We start from the raw sequence: 15,211 nt of genomic DNA, 5'->3' as shown, positions 1-15,211 counted from the left end.
AGTCCGCTTTCGGCAATAGGGCGCTGAGAGCGGACCGCCGCATATCCACCCAACTCGGACATGTGTCCTATCGGTTCGTATGTCGGCAATCCGACCGTTTTCCCGACGCTTGGCAAAACCGACTTCAGAGCGTCAGACGTGCTGCGTCTTCTGTCGGGAAAACGTGTCGGATAATCATCCGTCGGGAATACGGTTCCTGGAAACCCGACAATCAGCGGATCTCTCTGCCGCCCGTCGCTCTGGTATCGCTTGGGTGTGGCCAGACAGGCGACAACGTGGGAGCTTTCCCAGCTTGGCTCGCTGAGAAAGAACGATGCGCTACTGCATGGGGCTTGTCCTTGCTCTCACCTTCTGCAGCACCGTGTCCGCGGCTGAACCCCCGCGCACCATCGAGCGCATGCTCAGCGAGGAGTGGGAGATCGCGGGCTATGTCGGGACCTTCGACAACCGCTCCTCCCTGATCCTGTTTCGCAAGAAGGGCCTAAACTTCCTGGTTCAGCGCTCGATCCTCTACGACGTGACCAGAAGCCAGAGGGTCGTCACGAACTGCTACGAACTCCACTGAGCCACCCGACAGTCGGCGCGACAGCCCTGGCCCGTGCCGGGGCTTTTTCTTGAACTCGCCGCCGGTTCGCTTTGGGTATGCCCATCGGAGCGACCGGCCGCAGTTCACTATGGATGCGACCTTAGCAGACCGTTATTCACGGCTGCTTCCGACCCCTTTGCGGAAGCTGCGAACGTCCGCTTCAGGGCTGCTTGGTAAGTCAGAGGCCTACGATCGGAATGGGTAGCCTTTGCGATGGTCCGTTCTCGGATCGTCGGATCCGATGTTCGTCGATCGCGCGCCTCGGCTGATAGCACTCGTTCCGCACTACGCACCCATCGCATCCAATGCCCCGCGTGCATTACGCCGGACGACCTGCGGTGGCTGCCCGAAGGCGCGGAGGAAAGCACGGCGCATCCGGTTGCGGTCCGCGAAGCCGGTCTGGTCGGCGACGGCATCGATGGGATGCCGGCTGCGCTCCATCAGAACCCGCGCAGCCTCGACGCGCAGGTTCTCGACCGCCTTGGCCGGCGACTGGCCGGTCTCGGCATGAAAGACGCGGCTGAACTGACGCGGACTGAGGTGGGCGGCCTCCGCCAGCTCCTCGACCGACAGCGGGCGGTGGAGGTTCCGTTTGGCATAGGTCAAGGCGGCTTGGATGCGGTCCGATTTCGCATCGAGGTCGAGCAGGGTCGAGAATTGCGACTGCCCGCCCGCCCGGCGGTGATAGAGCACGAGCTTCTTGGCGACGGAGTGCGCCACCTCCTGGCCGAGATCCGCCTCGATCAGAGCGAGCGCCAGGTCGATGCCGGCGCTCATCCCCGCAGACGTCCAGATCGAGCCGTCGTTGATGAAGATGCGGTCCCCGTCGACCGAGCACTTTGGGAACTGGTTCTGTAGCTCCCGCGCGTGCATCCAGTGCGTCGTGACCCGCCGGCCGTCGAGCAGGCCGGCCTCGCCGAGAACGAAGGCTCCCGTGCAGATTGCGGCCACGCGCCGGGCCTGAGCGGCCGCGCGCTGCACGAGGGCGATAAGGCCCGGCGTCGACGGTCGTACGAATGTGCCGCCGCCGATGACGAGCGTGTCGAAGAGCGTCTCGCCGAACGCCTCCGTGTCCACGTTCATGCCGGCCGATGTGCTGACCGGCCCTCCATGCTCGGAGATGAAGTGGATGTCGTAGGTCGCCTCATCCGCCGCGAGATTGGCGACCTCGAAGGCCGGCACGGCCGCCAGCGCCATCATCGAGTAGCCGGGATAGACGATGAAGCCGACGCGCTGCATGCCCGTCTCCGATGTCCTAAATTGACGCAACTATGACATTTGCGCCGCTCTCAGGCAACGGTAGCTTCCTCCAACCGAACGCCGCCAGCCTGTGGCGCGAAGGAAGAGGAGAACGACGATGACTTCCCAGTCCAGCAAGGGCCTTGCTGTCGTGACCGGTGCATCCGCCGGCATCGGCGCGATCTACGCCGACCGTCTCGCCAAGCGGGGGTATGACCTCCTGCTGGTCGCCCGAAACGGGGAGCGCCTGCACGCGCTGGCCGACCGCTTGGCCCGCGAGACGGGGCGCAAGGTCGAGCCGTTCAAGGCCGACCTGGGCCGCAAGGACGATCTCGCTCGCCTGGAGGCTCGCCTGCGCGAGGACGCGAGCATCACCATGCTCGTCAACAATGCCGGCATCGGCTCCGTCGCGTCGATCCTCCAGGTTGACGTGGAGACGATGGACGCGATGATCCAGCTCAACATCACCGCACTGACCCGCCTGACCTACGCGGTCGCGCCGGCCTTCGCGGCGCGCGGATCCGGGACCATCGTCAACATCTCGTCCGTCGTCGGCGTCGCGGTCGAGATGCTCAACGGCGTCTACAGCGCCTCGAAGTCCTACGTCCTCAGCTTCGGCCACTCGCTGCAGAAGGATCTGGCGGACAAGGGCGTGCGCGTCCAGACCGTGCTGCCCGGTGCGACGGCCACCGAGTTCTGGGACGTGGCCGGCTACGCGGCGCAAAAGACGTCGTCGGTCACCATGTCGGCGGCCGATCTGGTCGACGCCGCGCTGAGCGGGTTGGACCAGGGCGAACTGGTCACGATCCCGGGCCTGCAGGACGTCGGCGGCTGGACGCGCTGGGAAGAGGACCGCCGCGCGATCTCCGCCAAGTTCAACAATGCCAAGCCTTCACCGCGCTACGCGCTTGAAACGGCGAACCTGGCCTGAACCCGAGGGACGCCCATGCCTTACCTTCAGCTCGACGTCACCGGTAATCACTCGGTGGCATCCAAGAAGCGCCTTGCTGCGCTGATGAGCCAGACCTACGCGGAGATGATGTCGGTCGATATCAGGCGGATCAGCGTCGCCATCCGTGAACTCGGCGAGGGAGGCGTGTGGCGAATACCGGATGCCGGCGGCGAGCCCGTGCCGGTGTCCGTGATGATGCTGGACATCCGGAAGGGGCGCCCAGCCGAGCTGCGGATGGCGGTCGCCAAGGCATTGTGCACGCACTGCATCGAGGTCCTCGGCTTGCACGAGGATCGCCTAAACGTGGAGTTCACGCAGCATTCCGGCGACGAGATGTATCATCCCGCGCTCGGTGGCTACAGTCCCGACTGGTCGCCGGACGAGCGATGAACCCGCATTGCAAAGGATCTTTGGCGAGAGCGGACGTTCGCTTTCAGCATGGGCGTCTCGTGGCCGTTACGCGGCGTTCGGCCCGAGAGAGGACCCAGCTAGACCTACCGGCCTTTGTCCCCGGCTAATCTGCGGGACGGCGCGGTGGGTGCGCCGACATCGCTGCCCAAAGTCTCACGGTCGAAATCTGACGTTTGGTCCTCAGAGGAGCATGGCATGCCATTTGCCCGGATTGATCTCGCCAAGGGTAAGTCCGCCGAGTACCGCCGCACGATCGGCGAGGTCGTCTACGACGCCATGCTCGACGCGCTGAACGTGCCCAAGGACGACCGCTTCCAAGTCATCAACGAGCATGAGCCGGAGAACTTCTTCATCGACCCGGGCTATCTCGGTATCAACCGGACAGGGGACTGCGTCGTCATCCAGCTCACCCTCAACGCTGGGCGAGGGGTCGAGCAAAAGCGGGGCTTCTTCAAGGCCGTCGCGGACGGCCTTCATGAGCGCCTGGGCCTACGCCGCGAGGACGTGTTCATCAGCCTCGTCGAGGTCGCCAAGGAGAACTGGTCCTTCGGCAACGGTGAGGCTCAGTACGCGACCTAATCGGCGTCCGTGCGAGATCCAGGCGCTGATACCCCTCTGAAGGTCAGCTTCCAGACGGCCGCTCAATGACGGTTCGCCACCCAAAGCGGCCGGCTCCGTTGGTTCGATTTAGGTATGCAAGAACGGAACACCGCTCTCGGCTCACTATGGGGGCGCCATTAACAGACTGCCATTCACGGCTGCTTGCAACTCAACGTCGCCGTCGAATACTGTTTGCGTAATTCTCGAAAGCAGATGTTGGTTGCGTAGATCTACTGCCGTGGAGATCGCTCGGAATTTGCCGGTGTACCATCCTGAACTCTCTGGTGCTTACCGCAGCCAGCTGCGACGGTATCTCGTACGCTGAAGGGAGAAGCCTATGCCAACCTATGTATGTTCAGTTCGCCCTGGCCTGCTCGATGAGCGACAGAAGGCCGAAATCGCCGAGGCGATTACCCGCCGTCACCACGAGGTGACAGGGGCGCCAACCTACTTCGTGCAGATTGTCATCGATGAGAAAGCGACCGCCGATCGCTACCTCGGCGGGCAGCTAGCGAACGACCAGATTTGGATCAGAGCGGACATCCGTGCCGGCCGGACGGTAGAGCAACGCAGCGGGCTTATGCTGGCGATTATGCGGGACGTGAGCCGGATCGCTGGCGTCGATGAGACCACGATCTGGGTGTACCTCTGCAATCTCGAAGCGACTGATATGGTCGAATACGGCCACGTTCTCCCCGCACCTGGACAAGAACAAACTTGGTTCGATGCTCTCCCGGTGAAACTGCAAGATCATTTGGTATCTTTGGGAGTTAAAAAAGGAGAGTTTCACCTATAAAGCTGCGGTCATTCTCATCAACGGTGATCGCCCCAAAAAATGGATGGTGGCCACGCAGCGGACGGTCCCTTTCGAGTAGATGGGGGGTTCACCGTCCACTGAGGCGAGGCGCGCGGATGATTGTCCGGTCGAGCAGTGTGCCGGTTGCGTTCACGGCGGTGGCTTAGAAGTGGACCCTCTCTGCGCTTGCTACCCTTATACATGACGGATGGGGGACGGAGGAAAATCGCGAAATTTCGGCGGTGTTCTCATACGTAGCCTGATTTCTACCCTCCCTAGCCTCCCATGAAAAAGTGAAGTTGTAGAAAAACCAAGAGTTTAATGGGCCGGCAATGGCCCTGAGTTTGGGAGGCTAGCGCCGGCGGGCGGCGGCTACCGTCCCATAAACGGAGCGGCGGACCATGTCGGCGGGACAGAACACTAAGGGCGAGGCGATCGACATCGAGGCCCTGCTCTCTCGCCTCTACCGTGAGAAGCAGATCCACCGGCCGGCGGCCAGGTCGGCGCCATGGGGGCGACCGGCCTCACCGGCGGCCCGCGCGTCACGGGCTCGACGTTCGCTTCGTCCGCGACAATGCCCGGATGCGGCGCTACCTGAACGTGCGGCTCGACCTCACCGGCGTGCCTGAATTGCCGAGCGCCGGCCCCCGCGCCCCCTTTGCAGATGGGCCGGATGAGCGCTAACCTTCGCAATAGTCTCAAATCGCGGGCTTTCAGGGCCAAAAACGCGAGGGTTTGCGAGGGTTTGCGAGGGTTGGTTCAAACCCTCGCAAACGCAAAACCGCCGAGATATCAGGCATTTGCGAGAGTTCTGCGAGGGTTGCGAGGGTTTGGCGCTCGCGCGCCCACGTGAGCATAAGGGGTTCCAGGGGCCGCCATTCGCCCCAGCTTTCTATATGTACTCTAGGGCTCAAACCCTCGCTACCCTCGCAGAGGGGTAGGTAAATAATTGAAATTAAATAGAGAACTGGCGCGCGAGGGTTTGAAAAAACCCTCGCTCAACCCTCGCAAACCCTCGCTGCAGCTCCGGACGAGCCACCCCATGCAATCGCGCGAAACTGTGGATATCGAGGCCCTGCTCTCTCGCCTCTACCGTGAGAAGCAGATCCACGGCCAGGTCGGCGCCATGGGAGCGATCGGCCTCACCGGCGGCCCGCGCCTCCGGGCTCGAAGTTCTCCACGAACGACAAGGTTGACACGTCGAGCTACGCCGACCGCATGGCGGCGGAGATGCGCGGCATGTTCCTGCGCCTCGTCAACGCGCCCGACGCGCTCCTGACCGTGCACGAGGTCGTCCTCGACCTGCCCGACTTCAACGTCGAACTCGACAGCCTCGGCGGCTTCGTGGTCTGGGATGAGGTCACGGCGGCGCAGCTCGGGCACCGGATCAACCTGCACCGCGACGCGCTGACGGTGATCAAGCTGCGCAAGCGCCGCCAGCTCCGGTCCGCTACGGCCGCTCCGGTGACCGAGGAGGAGAGCGAGTGGGTCGAGGCGGGCCCGCGCCGCCCCGTGACCCGCATCGTCACGTCGCCGCTCCTAGTGGTCGCGGCGCTGGACGCCGAGCGCCCCTACGTCTCGCCGTTCGAGGTGGCGCGCCTGCGCCCGATCTATGCCGGGCCGCGCAAGGTCGTCGACCACGTGCCCGAGTACGTCACCCCGCTCGACGTGGTCGCGATCGAGCACGCCACCTACGCGGTCTGGCACGCCGTCCTCGCCATGCTGGTCACGGCCCTGGCTGGCCTGCCGGGCTACGAAGTCACTGGGCCGGCCGCTCCGGCCGAGCCGTGGGCGGGTGAGCGGCGCGTGCTGCGGGGCCAGATTGTGGCTCCATCACTTCCTAGCAAAACGTTGAAAACGCGAAAGAAAGCGTCTTTGAAAGCTCCCAAAAAGGGGAAACTTTGACAGGGTGAAGAACCTTGACCATAGTCGGAACACCCCAAAAGGGCCTCAAACAACCCCGCCGCACCCCGGCGGGGTTTTTTCGTGGGGCTCGCACCGTCCAGGAGGCGACCATGCGCTACCGCTGCGGTGAGCACCGCGCCGCCCTCACGGCGGCGGCCCGGGCGCTCTCCGGCGCGGACGGCAGCGCAGAGCGCGCAGGTGATCGGACGCAGCCTCGCTGCCGATGCTCGGGCACTCGCCGCCCGCCTCACCGGTCGGAGGCGGCCGTGAGCAGCGCCCTGTTCGTCACCCTCGACGCTGCCTCGATCGCGCGCCTGGGCAGCCTGATCGGGCAGGGCAGGCCGGCGCCAAGGCGCTCATGGCTCTCACCCGCGCCCTCAACCACACGGGCGACAAGGCGCGTACCCAGATGACCCGCGCGCTCACCGCGCAGACGGGTCTCAAGCGCACGGTGATCGTCAAGGCGCTGCGGGTCACCCGCGCGTCTCCCGGCGTCCTCACCTACACGATCTAGTCCGAGGGCGGGAACGTGGCGTTGAAGTATTTCGGGGCGTGGGAGACCGCCAAGGGCGTGTCGGCCGCCCCGTGGAGTGCGCGCCATGTCTACGCGCGCACCTTCATAAAGGCGGACTGGTGGCCGCACCGCATGACCAAGGGCAACGGGAACGGCCACGTCTTCGAGCGGGCCGGCTCGACCACGAACAGTAGGCTCGACCGCTCCAACAAGGTGAAGTCGGGGCTGTTCATCCCCGACGAGATGGTCAAGAGCGCGACCGCGTCGGCCTTCAACGGCACGGCCGCGGCCAAGCTGCCCGATCGCCTTGCCCATGAACTGCTGCGCGTGCTCGGCTGACCGGGCCCGAAAGAAAATCGCGCCACCGCCTTGACGTCGCCCCCGTTTCTGGGGTGCGCGGGTCCCTCCCCGGTCGATCCACTCCCACGGGCGGTAGGTCCCATGATCTTGCCAGTAACGCTCCTCGAAAATCAGGGTTGCCAGCGTTGTCAGAGGTGCCAACCAAGGTTGTCACGCCGGAGGTCATGTGGGCGCCCGCCCGCATCGCCGAGCGCGATGGCGTGACTCGCGAAGCGGTGCTCAAGCTCGCCCGCGACTACGTCGAGGACCATGACCTGACGGTCGAGCGCGATGCGCGCGGCCGGATCGCGACGATCAACGTCGTGGCCTATGACCTGATCCGATCGAGGGTCGGCGATCCCTCGAAGGCGCAGACCCGGCAACGCCCGGTCGCGCCGAAGCACCTGACCGAGCTGAACTCCTACGACGAAGCCCTGCGCCAGAAGACGTGGCACGAGGCTGAGAAGCGCCGCCTCGAGCTGGCGGAGCTTAAAGGCGCACTGATCCGCAAGGATCGGCTGCAGGCGGCGATCCTGACCTGCGGCGAGGAAATCGTGCGGGTCCTCGATCGGCTGCCTCAGGCAGCCAACGACCTATCCATCGCGGTCGCCAAGGATGGCGAGCACGGCCTGCGAACGGCGCTCAAGGCGCTGGCCTCGCGCCTTCGTGCCGACGTGGCCGCCGCTCTGACCAACATCGCGGCCGGCTCGCCGGCACAGGACGAGGACGGCGCCGGAGGTGCCGCAGGCGGAGAATGACCGGACACCCCTCGGCACAGCGGCTCGTTGCCAAGATGCTGGCCGGCGTGGTGCGCCCGCCGATGCCGCTGCCCCTGTCGCAGTGGCTCGCGAAAAACCTGGTGCTGGTCGACGGCCCGGCCGCCGGCTCGCTCTGGAATGCCTCGGGCGCCCCCTACCTGGTCGAGATCGCCGACTGCCTCGGCGAGGACCACCCTTGCAACACGGTCACGATCCGGAAAAGCCAGCAATCGGGCGCCTCGATCCTCGGCCTCGGTTGGTGCCTCTATATCGCCGAGCGCGAGCCGGCGAACACCCTCTACGCCGTGCCCGGCCTCGACACCCTGCGCGACCTGACCGGGCAGAAGCTCGGGCCGCTGATCGAGGCCTGGCAGAAGCACACCGGCCGCATCGTGATCCAGCCCATGACCTCGCGCTCCGGCATGGGCTCGACGGCGCTGGAGAAGAAGTTTCCGGGCGGCTACATCGCGCTCGCCAACGCGAACGCGGTCATGGACCTGTCGTCCAAGACCACGAAGAAGGGCATTCAAGACGAGTTCTCGAAGTGGTCGGACATTCCGGGCTTCGGCGACCCCGACACTTTGTTCTTCGGCCGCTTTACCGCGTTTCGGAGGACGAAGGATTACAAGATCCTCCGCATCTCGACGCCTGAGGTCGACACCGGCGACGAGACCGGCGAGGCGGCCGGTCACTGCCGCATCGATCGGTCGTTCCTGCAATCCGACCGGCGCTTCTGGAACGTGCCCTGCCCGGAATGCGGCGCCTTCTTTGCCCACGACCCGGCCCGGTTCAAGGTCGACTACGATCACCCGCACCGGAGCCGCTACGCCTGCACCTGCGGGCACATGATCAGCGAGAGCGAGCGCGTCGCGGCGGTGCAGATCGGGCAATGGGTCCCGGCCGTCGACCCGACGGGACGCCAGCCGGGCTTCCACATCGACCAATTCATCAGCCTGATGATGAGCTACGAGGCTATCGCCGAGGACGTGATCCGGGCCGAAAAGGGCTCGGAGAAGGCCCGCAAGGATCTCTGGAACCTCACCTACGGCCGCCCCTACAAGCACCGGGGCGACGCGCCTGACTACCAGCGCCTGATGGAGCGGCGCGAGACCGGATTGCGGCAGGGCCACGTCCCGGCCGGCGGCCTGCTCCTTGTCGCCGGTGTCGACGTACAGATGCGCGGGATCTGGGTCGAGATCACGGCCCACGGCGCCGACCGGCAGAATTGGCTTGTCGATCGGTTCTACCTCGACGGCGACACCGGGGCCGCGAACGCACCGGTGTTCCTGGAGCTGCTCGACCGCACGCTCGACCAGAGCTTCCCCGACGCCTTCGGGCGCCGGCGCCAGCTCGACGCGATGGCGATCGATACGGGCTACCGCAGCCACGTGGTCTACAGCTTCGTGCGCAACAACCAGCGCCTGCACCCCGACACCGGCAAGGACCTGATCCTGGCGGTCGACGGGCGCAAGGGCTGGGGCCTGCCGGCGATCGGCACGCCGACGCTGGTCGACATCGACCTCGACGGCAAGCGGATCAAGCAGGGTTGCAAGCTCTGGCCGGTCGGCACCTGGTCGCTCAAATCCAGCCTCTACACCGACTTGCACAAGCTCGGCATCCGGTCGGGCGAGGGGGTCGATCCGCCGGGCTACTGCCACTTCGGCGACTGGGTCGACGAGGGCTACTTCCGCCAGCTCACGTCCGAGCGGCTGGAGGACATCATGGTCCGCGGCCAAGTGACGGGGCGGCGGTGGGTACCGTCGGGCGACAACCACCTGCTCGACTGCCGCGTCTACGCGATGGCGCTGGTCGAGTACCTGGGCCTGTCGTCGACGACGCCCGAGGAATGGGCGGCGCTCGCCCGGGCCCGCGGGCTGCCGGACGAACTCTCGGCCATCGATCTGTTCACGCCCAAGCCCCGCGTGCTGCCGTCGGGCGACGGCGGCCCCGTTCTGGATGTGGCGCCGATGTCCGCTCCCGCGCCGACGCCCGCCGAGCCCGAGCCGGGCGGATGGTTCGATCGATCCACCAACGACTGGTTCTGAGGACCCTGCTATGAATTGGACGCAAGCCGATCTCGACGCGATGAACAAGGCCATCGCCACCGGCACCAGCACGGTGCGCTTCGCGGACAACCGCGAGGTTACCGACCTCGAAGCCTGCGCGGCCGCCAAGCTCGCCGAGATCAACGCCGACCTCGCCCCCAAGGCTGTGGACGCGATCGAGACCGAGTACGACGCCCTGATCCGAACGCCTCCTGGCGGCGCAGGAGGTGGGCCGCCGCACCGGCGGCGAGCCGCCCGGCCACACAAGATCGAGGGGATCGCGACCGCCACCGTCAAGGCGGCGTTCCTGCGCATCGGCGTGGATCTGGCCGACAACAAGAGCGTGCCCGCCTTCAACGCCACCAGCGCCCATGCCGAGCGCGGCCGCGGGTTTTGGGACAAGGTCGGGGCGACCGCCCTCACCGTGGTGGTGACGGCGATCTTCGGCCTGATCTTCGCGGCTCTCGGTAAGTACAGCTGGCCGACCGGGCGTGTCGCGAGTTCGGTCGGTATGCCCGACAGCTGGTGAACGTCATCGCGTGCGCGTTTGCGACAGGTCCGTCCGCTTCGCCGAGCCGCTAAAGGAACGTTATCGGGAGCCAGATAGGGGAGAGGCGGACCATGGCAGGAGCGACGGAGGACCGGCTCGACGCCCTGAACGACCTCATCGAGGAGGGCGAGCAGCACCGGGCCGAGCAGGCTGCGCTCGTCGCGACCCAAGCCCTGTGCGGACGGGACGCCGCCGCGGCCGAGGCTGAGCTGCGAGAGATCGATGACGCCCTCACGGCCCTGCGCATGCGCGTGGCGACCTTCGCGGGCAATCCGAGGCATTCGTGAGCGCCCCCATTGCATCTCTCGACCGGGCGCTAGGCGCGCCATCAGCGATGCAGTTTGAGCTGTCAGCTGCCCTTCCAAGATGAGGGGCCGACCGAAATCCGCATTGAACCTGCTGTCTGATGAGGAGCTGCTGGAGCATTGCCGTAGGCTCTATCGGGAGCACGGACCCATCGCCCTCACCTACACTTTCCTCAAGGCCCAGAAGGGGCTCTACGCCGTGCTGTATGGGCGGGGCATCACCCAGAAGGATCTAGCTGCACGTCTCGGTGTGGCCGAGGAGCTGCGCGAGCACATCGCTTCGCGGCCGATGGTTCGCGCCGGCCAAACCTTAACGCGTCGCTCCTGGCCCCAACTGATCGCGGAAGCCCGCGAGGTTGCCGACAGACACGGGTCCCTGCCTCCGGCGCAGTGGTTCCAGCAGAACGGTCGCGGCTCGTTGGTGCAGTACGTCTACGTTCTGGGGCGCACCTGGGACGAGCTGCGTGAGGCCATCGGCGACAGGGCCTCCGGCGCCTTCGTGCAGTCCCGGAACGGGCTACGCTGGCGCAGCCACCCGGAGGCAAGCCTGTCTAATTTCCTTTTTGCGCGCGGCATCGAGCATCGACGCGGTGACCGCTACCCCAAGGAATACGAGGCACTGTCTGGGAAGGCTCACGGGCGCTACGATATGCACTTCGCTAGCTCAAAGGGCTGGATCGACGTGGAGATCTGGGGCGACGATCCCGGCGGCCATGGGGCAGCCAACTATCGGACCGTGCGAGCGTTGAAGGAGCAGTTCAACGCCGACAATCCCCGCTTCCTCGGCATCCACTTCGAGCGATGCTTTTCGGAGGAGGCGCTGAGTGGCCTCCTGAAGCCATATGTGGACACCATCGCGCCGTTCCGGTTCGAGCGTGCATCCGATCCGTTGATCCCGACCACGCACTGGTCAAACACCGACGAACTCCTGGAATACAGCCGGAGGCTGGCGGCCGACATGCCAGACGGTGAATTTCCGACCGAGGAGTGGCTGCGCAAGCGGGGCAAGTGGGCCGATCGGCCAGGCCCCGCCTACAACACCCTGAGCATCTACATCACAAAGTGGTTCGGGGGTGTCCGGGCGCTGCGAAGGCTGCTCGGGCAGGCGCATGTCAGCACGAACCAGTGGGACCGCGAGAAGGTTCTTGTCGCCTGGCGGGCGTTCTACGAAGCGCACGGCCGAACCCCCAACCAAGTGAGGGCGCATCACGCCCGAGGGATTGCGACGTTCAGCCCTGAGGTGGTGCATCAGGCCGAGCGCCTCACCAACGCCGTCGTCAAGTACGCCGGCGGAGCCACGATAGCCAACGCGGCCGTGGGCATCACAGTGGATCGCAAGCGCAAACCACGATCCGCTTCCCAGTAAGCTTCTTTCCTGCCTCAGATCCGGATGCGCTCAATCTCGTCGAGGTTCACCGCGTCGTCGCGTCGATCGTAGAGCTGGGTGGTTCGGGTCGAGGCGTGATGGGCGATGGCGGCGGCCCGCTCCAGGGTGCCGCCGTTCTTCAGGTAGGCGGTGATGCCAGTGGCCCGAAACGTGTGGTTGCCGATCTTTGTCGCAATCCCCGCAGCCTCGGCGCGCCGGCGCACCATCGCATAGGCGTTGGCGGCCGGCAGCGGCGTCCGCGTCAGCCGGCCGGTGCCGCGGCCGATCGTGCGAAACAGCGGCCCCTCGTCGTCCGCCTGAATGCCGGTGCTGTCGAGATAGGCGTGCAGGTATGCTTCAAGGCTGTGGTGGCAGGGAAGGTCGACAGCCTTGCCGCCCTTTTCGTGCAGGCGCACCCACAGACGGCGGCTCTGCACGTACACGTCCTCGACCCGCATCGCCGTGGCCGCGCCGATCCGGGCGAAGGTGAAGAGCATGAGGCCGATCAGCGCCCGGTCGCGCAAGCCGACCGGCACGCTTACGTCGATGCTGTCGAGGAGCTGTCGCGCCTCCTCAGGAGCCAGCACCGCGGTCTTGCCGCGCCGGACCACGTGCTTGGGGCCGCGCACAGCGGAGGCCGGGTTGAAGGGTAGCACGCCGCCCGCGGCGAGCCAGTCGAGCAGGCGGCGGATCGCGGCGAGGTGCTGCTTGACCGTCGGGGCGGCGTGGCGCCGGCCCAGCTCTTCGACATAGGCCGCAATATGGATCGAGCCGACGGCCGCGATCGAAGACAGCCCCCGCGCCTCCAGCCAGGAGCAGAACGCGCCTACGGCCTTAGCGTAGGCCCGACGCGTGTGCGGATTGCGGATCTGGGCCGCGAAGAATTCGAGGAAGCGATAGGCGGCGCGGTCCCCGGCCGCCGCGATCAGGGTCGGGGCTGGAAGGCTACCGGCGCTGACGAGCTGGGTCATGCCCGCATCGCCTTATTCCAGTCGATCTCGAACCCCGCAGCCTCCAACTCGCGTGCGAGGCCAGCCTGCCAGTGGCCGTGATCGAGAGGGATGTAAACCACGCCATCGAAGTCGGATGGGCGTTCGATGTCCCCCTTCACAAGGGCCGCCACCCTCTCCGGGCCCAGCTCGCCGATGAAGAACCCAAGCTCGAAAACGACGTTCTGACGGGCTCGCGGCCGTGTTTCTGCGCCAGCCCTTCCACCATGATCATCGGGGGTCATGAGTACAATAGCGAAGCCAATGCCCGCGGCTTCTTCACGGAATTTGGTAATGATGGTCCGGCCCTTGTTCGGGCGCTCGTGGAGGATAACAGCTTCAAAACCGATCTTCTCAATGAAGCGAGCTACCGCCTCACGGGCTCCTTCATCATGGCCATGGACGATGAACACGCGGTGAGGATGCGCGGGCAGCGGCACTTGAGAAGCCACCTCGACAGCGCTTGATGGTGCGTCCGCTTCGGTGAGGTCTTCCTGCAGGGTGCGAATTGCCTCCTTCAGTAATGCCTTTGAGCGATCGATATTCCTTCCGACACCCTGCTGGAACTCGCGCAGGGGTGTGGGCTCACCTATCGTGAAACTCATCGGGCGCCATGCCAGACTGCCAGCAGATGAGAAGCGCTTGAAATCAGGGCTACCTGCCCCGAAGGTCCTTTCCAGTGCTCGTGTCACCGCCGCTTGAAGTGCGATGAGTTCCGGCGGACAGCGGTCGCTCATGGAGCGCGCATCGAACGCTTCCACTTCTTCAAGCCTCTTGCCCAAGCGCAGAATGCCGGCCTGCATTTCGTCCGGTGTCAGACCCTCCTTGAGCGACTGCTCGCTAGAAGATGGGGAACGCGCCAAGGTAAGCTCCTATGTATGATAATGTCCTTTATCACATATAGGCGTGCCGCACCGGTCCACCCTGTGAGGCTGGCCGACGCGCGACACCGGCGGGTGTTGCCGATCAAGGCGCGGAGCGCGTTCGGCACCGCCAACTCGGAGGCCCCCCATCTGTCAGGGCATACCCAAAACGTCCGATGGAAGCGCATAGGTGAGAGGTTGGCCAGAGGAAGCGTACCGGCTTGCAAATCGTTAGCGGATGGTTAGGCTTCTGCGTAAATATCAACGAGGAGCACGGTAATGAAAGCACTGTACGCCCATCGCGATGACAAATCAGAGTCTCAACAATCTCTCGGGAGGTCAGTACATTACCCGCAGGACGATGAGACTAATCAGGAACTAATGCGTCGTCTGAACAATGCTCGCGCAAGCCAGCGCGCCGCGCGGCATCACCGATTGAACCGATAGCTCAGACAGGAGGGACAGGGCGGGCAGCGCATCCCAACGCCCTGCCGTCGCATCGCCAGAGACGAGGATACCCCCAACTCAACCGGCGCCGCGCACCCGGCCATATGTCGGGCTGAAGACTGGACCATTTTCGCGACGGTACATTTCCCGACACGTTTTCCCAACAGAAATCCGGCCGATCCAAAGGCGAAGGAACAGCTCGCCGGGGTTGTCGGGGAACGGTCGGATACTGGTGGCGAATTCGCCCCAGCGCCTGCCAAGGTTGCCGCCACGCTCCGAGATCGGGCCGCTTGCCCTCGCGGCTCAGCGCTACGGGGCCGCCCTCAAGCCGCAGGCGGAGCGACAATCCCGAATTCGCCAACAGTGTCCGGTCGTTTCCTCGACAAGCGGTGCAGCGGCACCTTGGCGCGTTTCGCTGGGGTGAGCCCTATTGTGCTGGTTTGATTGTGGAATGGCAGGCTGTGAGTTACGAAACCGAGGTGCCAGGAGGCCGCTCAAAGTGTCCTGCGACCCTCTGAAGGTGCTGCCCACATTCTGAGGCGTCTT

16 protein-coding genes are annotated in these 15,211 nt (G+C 65.1%); 13 read left to right on the top strand and 3 right to left on the bottom strand.

All coding sequences use genetic code 11. The annotated features are described in order from the left end of the window. Positions 1-325 precede the first annotated feature (325 nt). Positions 326-565 (top strand): hypothetical protein, encoded by a 240-nt coding sequence (locus tag F6X53_RS28510; protein WP_238297572.1) that lies wholly within the window; start codon positions 326-328, stop codon positions 563-565. A 306-nt stretch (positions 566-871) separates the two neighbouring features. Here F6X53_RS28510 and F6X53_RS28505 read toward each other — a convergent pair whose 3' ends face one another. Continuing rightward, entirely contained in the window at positions 872-1,825 is a 954-nt protein-coding gene (locus F6X53_RS28505; RefSeq protein ID WP_151004741.1) for a GlxA family transcriptional regulator, read from the bottom strand. A 118-nt stretch (positions 1,826-1,943) separates the two neighbouring features. Here F6X53_RS28505 and F6X53_RS28500 point away from each other — a divergent pair, with 118 nt between their 5' ends. From F6X53_RS28500 to F6X53_RS28450, 12 genes are all read left to right on the top strand, one after another. Next, positions 1,944-2,756: an SDR family NAD(P)-dependent oxidoreductase gene (locus F6X53_RS28500; protein WP_151004747.1), complete on the top strand. Its 813-nt coding sequence runs from the start codon at positions 1,944-1,946 to the stop codon at positions 2,754-2,756. Between the two features lie 15 nt (positions 2,757-2,771). Continuing rightward, positions 2,772-3,167, top strand: a complete 396-nt coding sequence (locus tag F6X53_RS28495) for a tautomerase family protein (protein ID WP_151004739.1) — start codon at positions 2,772-2,774, stop codon at positions 3,165-3,167. A 216-nt stretch (positions 3,168-3,383) separates the two neighbouring features. Next, positions 3,384-3,767 (top strand): tautomerase family protein, encoded by a 384-nt coding sequence (locus F6X53_RS28490; protein WP_151004737.1) that lies wholly within the window; start codon positions 3,384-3,386, stop codon positions 3,765-3,767. A gap of 358 nt (positions 3,768-4,125) precedes the next feature. Further along, positions 4,126-4,584, top strand: a complete 459-nt coding sequence (locus F6X53_RS28485; RefSeq protein ID WP_151004736.1) for a tautomerase family protein — start codon at positions 4,126-4,128, stop codon at positions 4,582-4,584. A gap of 1,218 nt (positions 4,585-5,802) precedes the next feature. Next, complete coding sequence (locus F6X53_RS28480; RefSeq protein WP_151004734.1) at positions 5,803-6,489, top strand: hypothetical protein; 687 nt, start codon at positions 5,803-5,805, stop codon at positions 6,487-6,489. Positions 6,490-6,847: 358 nt separating this feature from the next. Continuing rightward, positions 6,848-7,003, top strand: a complete 156-nt coding sequence (locus F6X53_RS33480; RefSeq protein WP_238297837.1) for a hypothetical protein — start codon at positions 6,848-6,850, stop codon at positions 7,001-7,003. 15 nt (positions 7,004-7,018) lie between these two features. Continuing rightward, positions 7,019-7,342: a hypothetical protein gene (locus tag F6X53_RS33475; protein ID WP_238297835.1), complete on the top strand. Its 324-nt coding sequence runs from the start codon at positions 7,019-7,021 to the stop codon at positions 7,340-7,342. 53 nt (positions 7,343-7,395) lie between these two features. Beyond that, entirely contained in the window at positions 7,396-8,100 is a 705-nt protein-coding gene (locus F6X53_RS28470) for an ArsR family transcriptional regulator (protein WP_151004732.1), read from the top strand. Then, positions 8,097-10,145, top strand: a complete 2,049-nt coding sequence (locus tag F6X53_RS28465; protein ID WP_151004730.1) for a terminase gpA endonuclease subunit — start codon at positions 8,097-8,099, stop codon at positions 10,143-10,145. The genes F6X53_RS28470 and F6X53_RS28465 overlap by 4 nt, the downstream gene beginning before the upstream one ends. Before the next feature lie 10 nt (positions 10,146-10,155). Beyond that, the gene (locus F6X53_RS28460) at positions 10,156-10,674 is read left to right on the top strand and encodes a hypothetical protein (RefSeq protein WP_151004728.1); all 519 of its coding nucleotides are present in this window, start codon (positions 10,156-10,158) and stop codon (positions 10,672-10,674) included. A gap of 92 nt (positions 10,675-10,766) precedes the next feature. Beyond that, on the top strand, positions 10,767-10,982 hold the full coding sequence (locus F6X53_RS28455; RefSeq protein ID WP_151004726.1) for a hypothetical protein: 216 nt from the start codon (positions 10,767-10,769) through the stop codon (positions 10,980-10,982). Between the two features lie 103 nt (positions 10,983-11,085). Then, positions 11,086-12,366, top strand: coding sequence for a hypothetical protein (locus F6X53_RS28450; RefSeq protein WP_151004724.1), 1,281 nt, complete (start codon positions 11,086-11,088; stop codon positions 12,364-12,366). Between the two features lie 14 nt (positions 12,367-12,380). Here the strand turns inward: F6X53_RS28450 and F6X53_RS28445 are convergent, their stop codons facing one another. Continuing rightward, a complete protein-coding gene (locus tag F6X53_RS28445) occupies positions 12,381-13,337 on the bottom strand; it encodes a tyrosine-type recombinase/integrase (RefSeq protein ID WP_151004722.1) in 957 nt (318 codons plus the stop codon). Continuing rightward, complete coding sequence (locus F6X53_RS28440) at positions 13,334-14,218, bottom strand: TIR domain-containing protein (protein ID WP_244965631.1); 885 nt, start codon at positions 14,216-14,218, stop codon at positions 13,334-13,336. Before F6X53_RS28440 ends, F6X53_RS28445 begins: the two co-directional genes overlap by 4 nt. Between the last annotated feature and the right edge of the window lie 993 nt (positions 14,219-15,211).

Source organism: Methylobacterium soli, from assembly GCF_008806385.1.
GTDB classification, from domain to species: Bacteria; Pseudomonadota; Alphaproteobacteria; order Rhizobiales; family Beijerinckiaceae; genus Methylobacterium; species Methylobacterium soli.
The sequence above is the reverse complement of the archived record's forward strand: the minus strand, read 5'-3'. Positions and strand labels throughout refer to the sequence as shown.